This window comes from Gemmatimonadota bacterium (genome assembly GCA_016719105.1).
Classification (GTDB): Bacteria; Gemmatimonadota; Gemmatimonadetes; order Gemmatimonadales; family Gemmatimonadaceae; genus SCN-70-22.
Genome location: JADKAQ010000008.1, coordinates 388,882 through 404,016 on the forward strand (window position 1 = coordinate 388,882; position 15,135 = coordinate 404,016).

Annotated in this window: 11 protein-coding genes; 9 read left to right on the forward strand and 2 right to left on the reverse strand. The window is 68.8% G+C overall.

The genetic code is table 11. From position 1 onward, the window contains the following. Positions 1-5: 5 nt before the first annotated feature. Positions 6-1,529: a hypothetical protein gene (locus IPN47_12150; GenBank protein ID MBK9408778.1), complete on the reverse strand. Its 1,524-nt coding sequence runs from the start codon at positions 1,527-1,529 to the stop codon at positions 6-8. Beyond that, positions 1,526-3,214, reverse strand: a complete 1,689-nt coding sequence (locus tag IPN47_12155; protein ID MBK9408779.1) for a hypothetical protein — start codon at positions 3,212-3,214, stop codon at positions 1,526-1,528. Before IPN47_12155 ends, IPN47_12150 begins: the two co-directional genes overlap by 4 nt. 343 nt (positions 3,215-3,557) lie before the next feature. Between IPN47_12155 and IPN47_12160 the strand changes: the two genes are divergently transcribed. The 9 genes from IPN47_12160 (at position 3,558) to IPN47_12200 (ending at position 15,093) form a co-directional block, all read left to right on the forward strand. Continuing rightward, on the forward strand, positions 3,558-4,523 hold the full coding sequence (locus IPN47_12160) for a proline iminopeptidase-family hydrolase (GenBank protein MBK9408780.1): 966 nt from the start codon (positions 3,558-3,560) through the stop codon (positions 4,521-4,523). 119 nt (positions 4,524-4,642) lie between these two features. After that, positions 4,643-5,191 (forward strand): Uma2 family endonuclease, encoded by a 549-nt coding sequence (locus tag IPN47_12165; protein ID MBK9408781.1) that lies wholly within the window; start codon positions 4,643-4,645, stop codon positions 5,189-5,191. A gap of 454 nt (positions 5,192-5,645) precedes the next feature. Then, positions 5,646-7,631: a M28 family peptidase gene (locus IPN47_12170; protein MBK9408782.1), complete on the forward strand. Its 1,986-nt coding sequence runs from the start codon at positions 5,646-5,648 to the stop codon at positions 7,629-7,631. Between the two features lie 47 nt (positions 7,632-7,678). Continuing rightward, positions 7,679-8,509 carry a 3-keto-5-aminohexanoate cleavage protein gene (locus tag IPN47_12175; protein MBK9408783.1) on the forward strand — a complete coding sequence of 277 codons (831 nt, stop codon included), beginning with the start codon at positions 7,679-7,681 and terminating at the stop codon, positions 8,507-8,509. A gap of 38 nt (positions 8,510-8,547) precedes the next feature. Then, positions 8,548-9,705: an acyl-CoA dehydrogenase family protein gene (locus IPN47_12180; protein ID MBK9408784.1), complete on the forward strand. Its 1,158-nt coding sequence runs from the start codon at positions 8,548-8,550 to the stop codon at positions 9,703-9,705. Between the two features lie 11 nt (positions 9,706-9,716). Continuing rightward, on the forward strand, positions 9,717-10,907 hold the full coding sequence (locus tag IPN47_12185) for a membrane dipeptidase (GenBank protein ID MBK9408785.1): 1,191 nt from the start codon (positions 9,717-9,719) through the stop codon (positions 10,905-10,907). A 61-nt stretch (positions 10,908-10,968) separates the two neighbouring features. Further along, positions 10,969-12,555: a serine hydrolase gene (locus IPN47_12190; protein MBK9408786.1), complete on the forward strand. Its 1,587-nt coding sequence runs from the start codon at positions 10,969-10,971 to the stop codon at positions 12,553-12,555. Beyond that, a complete protein-coding gene (locus tag IPN47_12195) occupies positions 12,555-14,936 on the forward strand; it encodes a transketolase (GenBank protein MBK9408787.1) in 2,382 nt (793 codons plus the stop codon). Before IPN47_12190 ends, IPN47_12195 begins: the two co-directional genes overlap by 1 nt. A gap of 19 nt (positions 14,937-14,955) precedes the next feature. Continuing rightward, positions 14,956-15,093, forward strand: coding sequence for a hypothetical protein (locus IPN47_12200; protein MBK9408788.1), 138 nt, complete (start codon positions 14,956-14,958; stop codon positions 15,091-15,093). The last annotated feature ends 42 nt before the right edge of the window (positions 15,094-15,135 follow it).

Consider the following 15,135-nt stretch of genomic DNA (forward strand, 5'->3'; position numbering starts at 1 on the left):
GAGTCTCAGGTGATGGGCTTGAGGAGGGCGCTCATCCGCGCGTTGAACGCGGGGAGTTCCTTCTCGATGAGGGCCTTGAACGCCGCCTTCGCGCGCTCGAGGTCGGCCTCGAGTTCCTTGATGGTCTGCATCGACGAGTCGGTGGGGCGCCAGTCGGCGCCCCCGGCCACGTCGCCGGCGCCCGAACCGATCTCACCCGCCAGCCACAACAGCGACAGGTAGGTGCGGTACGTCTCGACGAACCACTTGTCGTCGGAGTGCAGGTCGTGGCGTGACAGGAGGATGAGCTCGATGTCGAGCATCTTCTGGTCCATCTCCTTGAGCGCCTTGACTGCCGCCGTGTTGGTGGCGTTGGCCTTGAGCTGGTCCTCGATGTTCTTGCGCAGGACCTCGAGCTGGTTCACGACGGTAGCCGTCTCAGTGAGGCGATCACGCACGCGCACCTGCGCGTCGGTCGAGGCCACAAGGTCCTCGTCGGACGTGGCCAGGTCGCTGGCCTTGAGCACGGTGAGCGGTTGCGTGAACGACTGGCCGCCTGCCGCGAGCGTCACGGTGTACTGCCCGGGAGCGCCTAACGGGCCCTGCGTCTGCGGCTGCTGGATCCCCCAGTGGGCAATGGGACGCGTGTCTTTTCCCTTGTAGGGGGGCTCGTCCCAGATGTACGGGTTGTCGGGCGGGGAGGTCCGCAGGGCGACGGCGACGGCCAGGTCGTAGCGCAGGTTCCACGTCACACGGTTGATCCCCAGGCGCGGCTTCACGCTCATCGTGCGCGCCACGCGCCCGGCGGCGTCGGTGATCTCCAACCTGACGACTGCGGTGTCCGCGGCGCGGAACGTGAGGTCGACGCGTCCTTCGCGCGCGCGGCGCACACCGGGGCGCGGGGCGAAGAGGGTGGCACCGCTGGCTGCCGCCCCGCCGTCCTGCAGCGCCTTGAGATCGCGTAGCACCCAGAGTCCGCGGCCGTACGTGGACACGACAGCGTCATTCCACCCTTTCGGGATCTCGATCCACGTGACGGGCGATGCCGGGAGCCCGGATTGGAAAGGCGTCCAATGCGCCCCGTCGTCCATGGAGTAGTAGAAGGCGTGCCCGGTCCCGGCGAGCAGCATCCCTTTTCGCTCCGGATGTTCCGCAACGCTCAGCACATAGTCGAGCGGATGCGCCGACGGGAGGTCGCCGACGACGCTCTTCCAGCTCTGGCCGTAGTCGGAGGTCTTGAAGAGGTAGGGGCGGCGATCGTCGTTGGTGTGCAGGTCGACGACCATGTACGCCGTGGCCGCATCGTGCGGCGACGGCTCGATCTTGCGCACGGTTCCCCACGCCGGCATCCCGGCCACGTTCTTCGTGAGGTCGGTCCACGCCGTGCCGCCGTTGCGCGTGACCCAGACTTTTCCGTCGTTTGTCCCGGCCCAGATGAGGCCGCGCTCCACCTTGGACGGGGCGATGGCGAAGACGACCGAGCCGTAGAACTGCCCGAGGTTGTCGCCGATCACGCCGCCCGATGGCTTGACCTTCGACGGATCCTTCATCGACAGGTCGGGGGAGATGATGTCCCAGCTCTGCCCCTTGTTATTGGTGCGGAAGATGACCTGGCAGCCGTAGTAGACCGTCTCGGTATCGAACGGGTCGATGGCGAGAGGCGCGGTCCAGTGGCAGCGGTACTTGATGTCGTCGGGGGCGAGTCGAGCGTGATGCGATACGGCTGCACCGAGCGCGCGGTCTGCGTCTTGTGGTTGTAGCGGGTGACCTTGTTGCCGTAGCAGCTGGCCCAGATGACGTCGGGCTCGTTAGGGTCGGGGATCGTGAAGCCCGATTCGCAGCCGCCGATGCCGTGATCCCAGTCGCGCTGCCCGTCGGCCGTCATCCCATAGAAGAGCGGCCCCTGCGGCCCCATCCCCGGCGTGCCGCGCTCGATCCCGTCGGAGGGACCGCGCATCGTCCCGTTGTCCTGCCGGTTGCTGTAGACCCAGTACGGGACGCGGTTGTCGACGGCCACGTGGTACATCTGCCCGTTGTTGAGCACCACTCGGCGACGCTGCTTCATGTGCGTCGTGGTGACCGTGAAGCCAACGTCGTCGGTGAGGCCGAAGTGATCGGGGTTGCTGGGGGAGATCCAGATGTCGTGCGTGTCGCCCCCCCAGCGCGTGTCCTCGAACGTCTTGCCGCCATCCATCGACCGCCAGAACGACGAGTTGGCGACGTAGACCTCGTCCTCGTTGCCGCTGTTCACCGCCAGGTGGTTGTAGTAGCCGGCGCGCCCGATCAGGGCGCGCTGCCAGCTCACCACCTGCCACGTCGCGCCAGCGTCATCGGAGCGCCACAGCGACCCCTGGTTGAGCGTCTGGATGAGGGCGAAGATGCGGTTGCTGTTGGTGGGGGCGATGGCGACCCCCACCTTGCCGATCGGCTGCTTGGGGAGCCCGGGGTGCTCGACCTTCTTCCAGGTGCCGCCGCCATTGCGCGTCATCCAGATCCCGCTGCCCGGGCCGCCGCTCGTCATCCCCCACGACTTCATCACCACCTGCCACATCCCGACCACCAGCACCTGGGGATCCTTGGCGTCCATGGCGAGGTCGGAGCAGCCGGTGTTCACGTCGACGAAGGCCGAGCGTGTCCACGTCTTGCCGCCGTCGGTGGTCTTGAAGACGCCGCGTTCCTCCTGGGGACCGGTCGTCCTGCCTAACGCACAGACGTAGACCACGTTGGCGTCGCGGGGGTGCACGAGGATGCGGGCGATACGCCCGGTCTCGCGCAGCCCCATGTGCTGCCAGGTGGCGCCGGCGTCGGTCGACTTGTAGACGCCGTCGCCCATGACGTCGCTCTCGCGAATGGCCCACGCCTCACCGCTCCCTGCCCACACGGTGTTCTTGTCGCTGGGTGCGACGGCCAGCGCGCCGACGGCCTGCACGGGCTGGCTGTCGAAGATGGGGCGCCAGTTGGCGCCGCCGTCGGTGGTCTTCCAGACGCCGCCCGAGGCCGACCCGGCGTACCACACACTGGTATCCCCCTCGACGCCAGCGAGTGAGGCGAAGCGCCCTCCCGTGGCCGGACCGAGGAACTCGAAGCGGTAGGGCTGGGCCGGGAGCGGCGCGTTGGGGTCGCGCGGGGCGCCGCGCTGCGCAGACGCGGCGGCGGCGACCAGCGGGAGGGCAGCGAGTGCCGCGACGAACCATCGGCGTGGGGCGGCGAGCGTGGAACGAGGCGTAGCGGACATGAACGGGGCTTGAGACGGGAGGCGGAAGACAGGAGAGCGGCGAGAATCCGGTCGCGCGGAATTGGCGGGGTGCAGCGCGCGAGCGCAATGGAGTGCGATGCGAGCGAAGCAGGCGCGCCGGGCACCCCGGACGGGAGCGGCTTCCCTCGCCGGAGGCGGCCGGTAGCTTTGCCTCGGACCGACCGATCCTGCTGCACCGCCCGAACTGGAGATCCTCGTGCCGTTCGCCCACCTGCGCTCCGCCGCGCGCCGCGCCACCGCCTTCGCCCTTGGTTTCGCGTCTACGCTGGGTGCAGCGGCTTGCACCACCCAGTCGGTCCCGCCGCCGGCGGGCGAGAACGGCATCACCGCCGCCCCCGCCGCCTACTTCGACACGACCGGGCGCAAGGACGTGGTGTCCGGCGGCGCCCGCCTCATCCCCATCAGCACGCCGAAGGGGACCTTCAACGTCTGGACCAAGCGCGTGGGGAACAATCCCACCATCAAGGTCCTGCTGTTGCATGGCGGGCCAGGGATGACGCACGAGTACTTCGAGGCCGCCGACGCCTACTTTCCCGGCGCGGGGGTCGAGTACTACTACTACGACCAGTTAGGGTCGTTCTACTCCGACCAGCCCAAGGACTCGTCGCTCTGGAACACCGAGCGCTTCGTCGAGGAAGTGGAGCAGGTGCGCAAGGCGCTGGGGCTCGACCAGGACAACTTCTACCTGCTGGGGCAGTCGTGGGGCGGGATCCTGGCCATGGAGTACGCGCTCAAGTACCAGCAGCACCTCAAGGGGCTCATCATCTCGAACATGATGGCGAGCATCCCGGCCTACAACGAGTATGCCGCCAAAGTCCTGATGCCCGCGATGGACCAGAAGGTGCTGGCCGAGGTGAAGGCGATCGAGGCGAAGAAGGACTACAGCAACCCGCGCTACATGGAGTTGCTCATTCCCAATCACTACCAGCTGCACATCCTGCGCATGCCGCCGGCCGAATGGCCCGACCCGGTGCAGCGCGCGTTCAAGCACGTGAACCCCGACATCTACGTGCCGATGCAGGGCCCCAGCGAACTGGGCGCGAGCGGCAAGCTGGAGAAGTGGGATCGCACCGCCGACCTCCCCACGCTCACCATCCCCACGCTGGTGGTCGGCGCCGAGCACGACACGATGGATCCCAAGCACATGGAGTGGATGGCCGGTCAGGTGAAGCGCGGGCGCTATCTGTACTGCCCCAAGGGGAGCCACCTGGCGTTATACGACGACCAGCAGACGTACTTCGGCGGCGTGATCAAGTTTCTCAAGGATGTGGACGCGGGACGATTCTGATACCACCCGCGCGTTTTCGGTAACGAAGGGGAGCGCACGTCGGCGTAGCATCGCCGAGTGCGCTCCCCTTCACATTTCCACCCTTGCGCGCTCGGCGTCGCCGAGCTGAGTCTATGGGCATGTCCGCCCCCGTTTCGCCGTATCTCACGGTCGAGCAGGTCCTCGCGATGCCCGACGATGGGCAGCGCCACGAGCTGGTGTATGGGGAGCTGCTGGTGAGCCCGGGACCAAACCTGCGGCACCAGTGGGTGGTGGGCAGTCTCTTCGCACAGCTTCGCGAATACTGCGTTCGTGAAGGACTGGGCCGTGTCTTCGGTGCGCCGGCGGACATCACGTGGGGACGCAACGACACGCTCGTGCAGCCCGACGTGTTCGTGATGGGTCCGGGTGACGCACACGTGACCGAGTGGCGCGATGCGCGCGATATCCTGCTGGCCGCCGAAGTGCTCAGCCCCAGCACCCGCCACCACGATCGCTATCGCAAGCGCATCGTCTATCGCGATCGCGGCGTGCCGTTGTACTGGATCATCGACCCCGTCGAAGGGCCGGCGGAGGTGTGGACACCGGACGCGTCGTTCCCCATGTACCAAGAGACAACGCTGACATGGCATCCCGCCGGAGCATCGGCGCCGTTCGAGGTCACGCTGGAGGCGCTGCGCGCCTGGTGACGCGCCGGTGAGCCGGCGGCCGGTGACGCGCCGGTGAGCCGGCGCCCGGTGACGCGCCGGTGAGCCGGCGCCCGGTGACGCGCCGCCGTGCGCGCCCTTGGTACCATCGTCTCGGGCAGCCGTCTGCTCTCGCGCGAGCCGTGTCCGTCGCTCGCCAGACGAGGCCAAGTCCGAGGACGCGAACCGAATGATGGTGGTCAGTATTGAAGCAGCCGTGCGCGGGGGCCTCACGCCGCGCGTCGTATCGCGGCTCATGCCGCGCGTCGTTCCGCGGCTTGTGCCGCGCATCATGTCGGGGCTCATCGGCGTATGGCTCGCCGGGCCTTTGACGCTCCCGGCTCAGGAGGCTCCGATCCGGGGCTTTCCCGCGGACGCCCTTCCCGCGCGTGCCATTCTCGAGCGCGCCGCCCGTACGACTCCAGACCCCGCGCGCATCCGCGGATACATCCGCGCGATGACCGCCTTCCCGCACCTGGCAGGAACGCCCGGCTCCAAGCGCGTGGCCGAGTGGGCGCTGGCGCGCTTCAGGGAGTGGGGACTCGACGCGCAGATCGAGCAGTACGAAGCGCTGATCCCGATGCCGCTGGAACAGCTGCTCGAGATCCGCGGCGCCAAGCCGTGGCGCGCTCGGCTCAAGGAAGAGGTGTTCGCCGAGGATCCCGACTCCAGGCTCCCCGGCATCCTGCCGCCGTACGCTGCCTACGGCGCCGATGGCGACGTGACGGCCGAGGTGGTCTATGTGAACTACGGGCTCCCCGATGACTACGCGCAGCTCGACCGTCTGGGGATCTCGGTACGTGGGAAGATCGTGCTGGCGCGTGCGGGGCCGCACCACCGGTCGGTGAAGTCGTCGAACGCAACGGAGCGCGGCGCGGTGGGGTTGATCATGTACAACGACCCCAAGGAAGACGGCTTCTGGCTCAACCGTCCGTACCCGCGCGGCCCCATGCGCCCGCCGCACGCCGTCGAACGCGGGGGGATCAAGGACGACCAGTACTACACGGGCGATCCCTTGAGCCCGGGATGGGCCTCGAAGGCGGGGAGTCGCCGCCTCACGCGCGCCGAGGCCAAGGGGTTGGTGACCATTCCCGTGCTCTCCATCTCGTACGCCGATGCCTCGGCGCTCTTCGACGCGCTCGAGGGACCGGTGGTGCCGAGCGACGCGTGGAAGGGGGCGCTGGGGCTCACGTATCACGTGGGGCCCAGCCGCGCCCGGGTGCACATGAAGGTGCGCTCCGAATGGAAGACCCGGCCGCTCTACAACGTCATCGCGCGCATCCCCGGCGCCACGGCGCCTGACGAGTGGATCATCGCGGGGAACCATCACGACGCGTGGGTCTTCGGCGCCGACGATCCGGTGGGGGCGGCGGCGACGGTCATGGAGGCGGCGCGCACCCTGTCCGACATGCGCAAGACGGGGTGGAAGCCGGCGCGCACGCTGGTGTTCGCGCTGTGGGACGGCGAGGAGCAGGGGATCCTGGGTTCCACCGAGTGGGCCGAGGACCACGGCGAGGAGCTGCGCGAGAAGGCGGTGCTGTACATCCAGGGCGACAACTATCGGCGCGGCATCTTCACGTCGAGCGGGTCGCATGCCCTCGAGACGTTCATGCGCGAGATCGCGCGCGACACGCGCGACCCGGCCACGGGGCGGAGCGCGCTCGACCTCATCACGGCGCGCGCGCTGGGCGCGGCCCGCAGCGCCGCCGATTCCGATGCGGTGCGCGCGCGCCCCTTCGTGCTCACGCCCATCGGGGCCAACACCGACTACGCCGCCTTCACCATGCACCTGGGGATCACGGCGTTGCACGTGGCCTATCGCAACACGGGGCGTGGGACCTACCACTCGGCGTTCGACAGCTTCACCTACTTCGAACGCTTCCTCGACCCGGGCTTCACCTACGGGCAGTCGCAGGCCGGGGCCTTCGCGTCGGCCCTCTTGCGGCTGGCGGATGCGCCGGTGCTGCCGTGGTCGTTTGCCGATGCGGCGCGGGCGTATCGCGGCTGGGCGCAGGAGCTGGTGGCGCTCTCCGCCCGCGAGCGGCGCGGCGTCGACCTTACCCCGCTCGTCGCGGCGATCGAGACGCTGGGCGATGCTGCGGCCCAGTACGAACAGGCCCATGCGCGGGCGCTCGGCGCCGGCGCCGCGGCGCTCGCCGGTCACGCGCCGGCGCTGGCGGCGATCAATCGCGAGATTCGCCAGAGTGAGCAGCTGCTCATGCTCCCCGAGGGACTTCCCGGCCGTCCCTGGTTCCGGAACCCGATGATGGGGCCGAGTACCTACAACGGGAGTGTGGCGCGTACCTTCCCCGTCATTCGCGACGCACTGGAGCTGGGCGATGCCGCGCTGGCCCGCCAGCAGGTGGCGGCCATCGCGACCGGCGTGGGCCGGCTGTCGCAGCGGGTGCGCGCCCTCACCGAACGGCTCCAGGCAGTGCGTTAGGCTCCTTCGTATCTTCCACCCCGACTCGCCCCTCCATCCCACCGTCCATGCCCGCTCCCCAGCATGACAAGCTGATCATCACCGTTGCGCCTGTCGGGTCGTATGCCACGACGGCCGATACGCCGCACCTGCCCGTGACGCCCGAGGCGATCATCGAGAACGGGATCGCCTGCTGGGAGGCCGGGGCGAGCATCCTGCACTATCACGCCCGCGACAAGGACCAGAAGCCGTGCCTCGACTACGACTTCTTTGCCAAGGTGCTGGAGGGGCTGCGCAAGCATACGCGCCTCATCGTGCAGATCTCGACGGGCTTCCGGTCTCCGGCGCACCGTGACGACCGCATCCGCGCCGTCGACCTGCGCCCCGACATGATGAGCCTCAACGTGGGGTCGGTGAACCTGCCCAAAGGGCCGTACATGAATGACCCGATCGACGTGGAGTACTATGCCGGGAAGATGATCGAGTATGGCGTGAAGCCCGAGATCGAGTGCTTCGACCTGAGCCACATCCACGCCGGCATCAATCTGTGGAAGAAGGGGCTCATCAAGGGCCCGCCCTGGTTCGACATGGTGATGAACATCAAGAATGCCCTCCCGTACCACCCGCGGCACCTGATGCACATGGTGGATACGGTCCCGGCCGAAGGGATGTGGAGCGTGATCGGCGTAGGACCGGCGCAGCTCCCGGCATCGACGATGGGGATCGTGATGGGCGGGCACTGTCGCGTGGGGCTCGAGGACAACCTCTTCTACGCATACAAGCAGCTGGCGACCAACGCCCAGCTCGTGGAGCGCGTGGTGCGGCTGGCCAAGGAGCTGCAGCGCGAGGTGGCGACCCCTGACGAGGCGCGGGCGATGCTCAAGATCGAGAACTCATGACTGCAGACGGGAGACGGGAGACGGGAGACGGGAGTTCGGTGGCGCTCGACGCGGACACCTTCTCCCTTCTTCTCGATACCATCCGGCGCTTCGTGCGGGATCGGCTCATTCCCGCCGAGGCCGCGATCGACGCGACCGACCGCGTGCCCGACGACCTCGTGCGGGAGATGCGGGAGATGGGGCTCTACGGGCTCACCATCCCCGCGGAGTTCGGGGGGATCGGGCTCAACGTCGAGCAGTCGGTGCGCGCCTTTCTCGAACTGTGCTACGCGGCCCCCGTCTTTCGGTCGTTGGTGGGGATCAACAACGGACTCGGCTCGTGGAGCATCGTGGCGATGGGGACGCCGGCGCAGCGCGAGCGGTATCTCGCGCGCCTGGCCACCGGCGAGCTGATCGCCGCCTTCTGCCTCACCGAGCCGGATTCGGGGTCCGATGCGGGCGCCCTCACCACGAGCGCGCGCCGCGACGGCGACCACTACATCCTCAACGGGACCAAGCGCTACATCACCAACGCGCCTGACGCCGGGGTCTTTCTGGTCTTCGCGCGTACAGACCCCGCCACGCGCGACGCGAGCGGCGTCTCGGCCTTCCTGGTGGAGCGCGAGTCCCCCGGGCTCCATGTCGGGGCGCCGGAGCGCAAGATGGGGCAGCGCGGCGCGCACCTGAGCGACGTCATCTTCGATGAATGCCGCGTCCCGGCGTCGGCACTGCTGGGCCCCGAGCATCGTGGCTTCTCGATTGCCATGCGCGCCCTCGATCGCGGGCGGCTGCACATTGCGGCGATGTGCGTGGCGCTGGCCGAGCGACTGCTCGACGAGTCGTTGCGCTACGCGATGGAGCGCACACAGTTCGGGAAGTCCATCGCCGAGCACCAGCTGGTGCAGGCCATGCTGGCCGACAGCCGTGCCGAGTCGTACGCGGCGCGCTGCATGGTGCTGGATGCGGCGCGCCGGGCCGACGCCGGCGAGCGCGTCTCGACCGAAGCGTCGTGCGCCAAGATGTTCGCCTCGGAGATGGTGGGGCGCGTCGCCGATCGCGCCGTACAGATCCACGGCGGGGCCGGCTACATCGCCCCGTGCGTGGCCGAGCGGCTGTATCGGGACGTGCGAATCTTCCGGTTGTATGAGGGTACGACGCAGATTCAGCAACTCATTATCGCGCGCGCCCTCATGCGCGAGCGTTCCCCGTCGACCTAACGAGCCTTCCCATGCGCGACGATCAGCCCAGCGGGTGCACCCGCCGTGACGCCATCGGCCGCACGGCCGCCCTCGTGGGACTGCCGGCACTGCTGCCGTGGTCGCACGTCTCGTCCGTCGCTGCTGGCACTCCCGCCGCCTCCGCGGCACCCGTTGCTGCTCCCGCTGCTGGCGCGGCGTGGCCTCGGTATGAGCAGGCGATGGTGATCGACTGCCTCGCGTCGCCTGGACCCTTCAACACCACGCAGCCAGCGACTCCGCTCTCCGACGCCATGGTGCGCAACGCGGCGGCGTCGGGGATCACCGGGATCAACCTCACCGTCAACGGCGACGACTTTCCGTCGACGATGCGCCGCATCGGGACGTGGGAGCGCGAGCTCAACGTGCACGGCGACGTGTTGATGCGCGTGCGCTCGGTCCGCGACCTGGCGGAGGCCAAGCGCACCAAGCGCCTGGGGATCATCTACGGCTTCCAGGGGGTGCAGCCCATCGGGAGCGACCTGTCGACCATCGCGACGTTCGCCGCGTTCGGGGTCAAGATCGTGCAGCTGACGTACAACACGCGCAGCCTTGTGGGCGACGGGAGCCTCGAGCCGGGCAACGCGGGGCTGAGCTCGTTCGGGCGCGAGGTCGTGGCCGAGCTGGAGAAGCAGAAGGTGCTCGTGGACCTCTCGCATTGCGGGCAGCGCACCACCGCCGATGGCATTGCCGTGGCCAAGGGGCCGGTCTCGATCACGCACTCCGGGTGTGCCGCGCTGGCCGACGTGCCGCGCAACAAGCGCGACGTGGAGCTCAAGGCGATGGCCGACAAGGGCGGGGTGATCGGGATCTATCTCATGCCGTTCCTGACCCCTGGGCGTCAGCCCACGCTCGACGACGTGGTGAAGCACATCGAGCATGCGGTCAATGTGTGCGGCGAGGACCACGTGGGGATCGGCAGCGACCTGTCCATCACCCCGCACGACGTGACGGAGGAATACAAGCGCGACCATCGGGACTTCGTTGCGCGTCGCCAGAAGGCCGGCATCGCCGCGCCGGGCGAGGATCCCAACGTCTACTTCTTCGTCCCCGACCTCAACACGCCGCGCCGCCTCGAGCGGATCGCCGAGGCGCTTGCGTCGCGCCGCCACCCCGACGCGCGCATCGAGAAGATCATCGGCGGCAATTTCGTGCGCCTCATGCGCGACGTGTGGGGCGACTAGTCCGCCGCTCGGCGTGAGGCACATCCGTCGGTTGCAATCCTCCCCGTCCCCCAAGGGTCCCATGCATCCCCTTCTCGTGGCCGGGTGGCGCGCGGCGAGACGCGTGCTGCTCGTCGCTGTGCCGATCGTCGGGTCCGTCGTCGCACCGCTCGTGTTCGTCACGCGGTTGCCGGCGCAGGCTCCGGGATGGCATCGCGGCATCGACGCCGAGCTCGACTCGATCCGCAAGGCGTGGAACATTCCCGGCATGGCGGTCGCGGTCGTGGCCAAGGGGAAGGTCATCCATCTCGCGGGATACGGCCTGCGCGACGTCGACGCGCAACTTCCGGTGACGCCCGAGACGAAGTTCGCCATCGCCTCGATCAGCAAGTCGTTCACCGTCTCGACGCTGGCGGTGCTGGCCAAACAGGGAAAGCTGCAGTGGGACGGCCTGGTGCGCGACTACGTCCCCGAGTTCAAGGCGTACGACCCGGTCGTGACCGAACGGGCCACGGTGCGCGACCTGGTCACGATGCGCACCGGGATCGCGCGGCACGACCTCATGTGGGGGATCGGCACCTTGTCGCGCGAGGAGCTGGTGCATCGCCTGCGCTACCTGCAGCCCAATCGCGACTTCCGCACGGCGTGGCAGTACCAGAACCTGATGTACACCACCGCGGGCTACCTCGCCGGGCGCGTGGCCGGCACCTCGTGGGAGGCGCTGGTGCAGCGCGAGATCCTCGAGCCGCTGCGCATGACGTCATCGGGGGCGTCGGAGGCGGCGCTCGTTGCCGCGCCCAACATGGCCCGTCGTTATGCAGTGCATGACGACGGCGTCGTGCGACTCGTGCCGCCGATGCGCGGCACCGACCCCATCGCACCCACGGGCGGACTGCATGCGTCGCTCGACGACATGACGCGATACCTCACGATGCACATGCAGGGGGGACGCTTCGAGGGGCGTGAGATCCTGGCGCCGGGCGATGCGCGGGCCATGCAGACGCCGCAGATGACGATGACGCGTCCGATGTCGCTCGAGGCGGGGGAGTTTCGCGAACTCAGCGACGAGGCGTACGGCATGGGCTTCCTGGTCACGCACTATCGCGGGCACAAGCTCGTGCATCATCCCGGCAACTGGGACGGTTACTCGCTCGAACTGAGCTTCCTCCCCGACGATTCGGTGGGCGTGGTGGTGCTCACGAACATGTACAGCACCTCGGCGCGCGACTTCATCCCGTGGCTCGTATACGACCGCTTGCTGGGGTTGTCGCCGTCCAACTGGAACGCGCGCTTCCTCGACCGGGCGCGACGTGCACGGGCGGCGCAGGGGGCGGCCCGCGCGCGCGAGGACGCGGGACGCATCGCCAACGCGCCTCCCTCCCACTCGCTGGAGGCGTACGTCGGCACCTATGCGCATCCCGCCTACGGCGACGCCGTGGTGACCCGCGTGGGCGACGAGTTGCGACTGCGCCTTGGCGTGTTCGAGTTTCCCCTCCCACATTTCCACTACGACGTCTTCAAGTTCGCGCCGCCCGCGGGTGACCCGGTGCACAACCGCTTCCGCTTTCGCGTGACCTTCCAGACCGACCTCGATGGAACGGTGGGTGCTGTCGCCATCCCGATGGAGCCCAGCGTTCCCCCTCTTCTCTTCACTCGACGACGTCCCTGATGGCCCCGAAGGTGAGCGCCACAGCCGCCGCGCCGGTCGCGGCGCGCGAACCCGAGACCGATCTCGCGCTGCAGCTGGCGCTCGACCGCAAGGTGCACTGGCTCTCGGCGTGGACCATCCACCACGCCAACCACATCCGGGAATCGCGCGACGGGCTCAAGGTGGGCGGGCACCAGGCGTCGTCGGCCTCGATGGCCACCATCCTGTCGGCGCTGTACTTCGGCGTGTTGCGCCCGCAGGACCGCGTGGCGGTGAAGCCGCATGCGTCGCCGGCGTTTCATGCGATCCAGTACCTCTACGGCCGGCAATCGCTGGATCAGCTGCAACGTTTCCGCGCCCTGGGCGGGGCGCAGAGCTATCCGTCGCGCACCAAGGACCACGACGACGTCGACTTCTCCACCGGCTCGGTAGGGCTCGGCGTTGCCGTGACGGCGTTCGCCTCGCTGGTGCAGGACTACCTCATCGCCCACCAGCGTCTCGACGCGGGCCATGTGGGGCGCATGGTGGCACTCATGGGCGACGCCGAGCTCGATGAAGGAAACATCTACGAAGCCGTGCTGGAGGGGGCCAAGCACGACCTGCGCAACTGCTGGTGGATCGTCGACTACAACCGGCAGAGCCTCGACGCGACCACCACCGACCACATGGGGGAGCGCTTCTCGCGGATCTTCGACGCCTGCGGGTGGGAGGTGCGCACGCTCAAGTACGGGCGCCTGCAAGAAGCGGCCTTCGCCGAGCCCGGAGGCGGTGCGCTGCGCGCCTGGATCGACGCCGCGCCTAACGATCTGTATGCGGCGCTCAGCTACCAGGGCGGGACCGCCTGGCGCGCGCGCCTGGCCGCGGACCTGGCGCACGACGCCGACGCCGTGCGGCTCCTTGCCACGCGCGACGACGACGCGCTCGCGGCACTGATGACGAACCTGGCCGGGCACGACCTGGGGCTCCTGCTCGACACCTTCCGCGGCACCACGAGCGAGGCGCCGCAGCTGTTCGTCATCTACACGGTGAAGGGATTCGGCCTCCCCTTCCAGGGGCACAAGGACAACCACTCCGGCCAGATGACGAACGCGCAGATGGAGGCGTTCCAGCAGCGCATGGGTGTTGCGCCTGGCGAGGAGTGGGCGCGCTTCGCCGGGCTCCCGCATGAAGCGGCGGCCTACGAGGCGTTCCTGGCCCGCACCCCGTTCGCCGCGCCACGCCCGACGCGCGCAGCCGCCGTGCTCCCCGTCCCCGATCGCGCGCACTTCCCGGTCCCCACGGGCAAGCAGTCGACGCAGGTGGCCTTTGGGAAGATCCTCAACGACCTCTCGCGCGCCGGCGGTGCGCTGGCCGACGCCATCGTCACCACGTCGCCCGACGTGACGGTGTCGACCAACCTGGGGGGCTTCGTGAACCAGCGCGGCGTCTTTGCCCGCCGGCCGCAAGCCGACACCTTCCGCGACGCCAGCATCGCCTCGCCGCTCAAGTGGGCCAAGGGGCCCAGCGGGCAGCACCTCGAACTGGGGATCGCCGAACACAACCTGTTCACCATGCTTGCAGCCGCCGGACTCTCGGCCGAGCTGTTCGGCGAGCGGTTGATTCCCGTGGGGACACTCTACGACCCGTTCATCAATCGCGGGCTCGACGTCCTCAACTACGCCTGCTACCAGGGGGCGCGCTTCCTCCTCGTGGCTACGCCCTCGGGGCTCTCGCTCGCTCCCGAAGGTGGGGCGCACCAGTCGATCCACACCCCGCTCATCGGGATGGCGCAGCCGGGGCTCACGTATTTCGAGCCGGCCTTCGCCGATGAACTGGCCGAGGTGATGCGCTGGGCCTTTGACCACCTGCAGCGGCCCGATGGCGGCGCGGTGTACGTGCGCCTGTCCACGCGCCCGCTCGACCAACCCGAGCGCCAGCTCGACGACCGGCAGGTGCAGGACCTGCTCGCGGGCGCGTACTGGCAGGTGCCGCCCGGCCCGGAGGCCGACGTGGCGATCGTGTACACCGGCGTCGTCGCCCCCGAGGCGCTCGACGCCTTCCAGCAGATCCTCGAGGACGTCCCCGACGCCGGGCTCCTGGCGGTGCCGAGCCCCGACCGGCTGCACCACGAGTGGACGGCGGCGCTGGCCGCGCGCGCGCGCGGCACCCGCACCTTTTCCCATGTCGAGTGCTTGTTAGGCATGCTCCCGCGGCAGGCGGGGCTGGCCACCGTCATCGATGGCCCGCCGGCGACGTTGTCGTGGCTGGGCGGGGTCCGTGGACATCGCGTGGCGCCGTTAGGCGTGGAGCGGTTCGGCCAGTCGGGGGACCTGCCCGACCTGTATCGCGAGTACCGGCTGGACGCCGACGCGATCCTCGATGCGGTCGCCGCGGTGGTCGTGCCACTCCCGGATGTACCGTAGCACCAGCGCTCTCGCCCGCGTGGTCGAGTCCTGGCTGTGCGACGCGACGCAGCCCACGATCCACGATGTCGAGGTGCGCTGGCACCCGGACGGGGCGCTGGAGCCCTTCGTGCTCGACCTCGTGGCGCTCTTCCAGAAGGTCCACCGCGACGGGTAGCTGGCCGCACGCTGGCCGCACGCTGGTTACAGTCAGGCCGCG

Excerpts from the sequence above, each read along its gene's own strand:
- IPN47_12195 (MBK9408787.1), top strand. The coding sequence starts at position 12,555 with ATGGCCCCGAAGGTGAGCGCCACAGCCGCCGCGCCGGTCGCGGCGCGC.
- IPN47_12155 (MBK9408779.1), bottom strand. The coding sequence starts at position 3,214 with ATGTCCGCTACGCCTCGTTCCACGCTCGCCGCCCCACGCCGATGGTTC.
- IPN47_12190 (MBK9408786.1), top strand. The coding sequence starts at position 10,969 with ATGCATCCCCTTCTCGTGGCCGGGTGGCGCGCGGCGAGACGCGTGCTG.
- IPN47_12150 (MBK9408778.1), bottom strand. The coding sequence starts at position 1,529 with ATGAAGGATCCGTCGAAGGTCAAGCCATCGGGCGGCGTGATCGGCGAC.
- IPN47_12185 (MBK9408785.1), top strand. The coding sequence starts at position 9,717 with ATGCGCGACGATCAGCCCAGCGGGTGCACCCGCCGTGACGCCATCGGC.
- IPN47_12165 (MBK9408781.1), top strand. The coding sequence starts at position 4,643 with ATGTCCGCCCCCGTTTCGCCGTATCTCACGGTCGAGCAGGTCCTCGCG.
- IPN47_12175 (MBK9408783.1), top strand. The coding sequence starts at position 7,679 with ATGCCCGCTCCCCAGCATGACAAGCTGATCATCACCGTTGCGCCTGTC.
- IPN47_12170 (MBK9408782.1), top strand. The coding sequence starts at position 5,646 with ATGACCGCCTTCCCGCACCTGGCAGGAACGCCCGGCTCCAAGCGCGTG.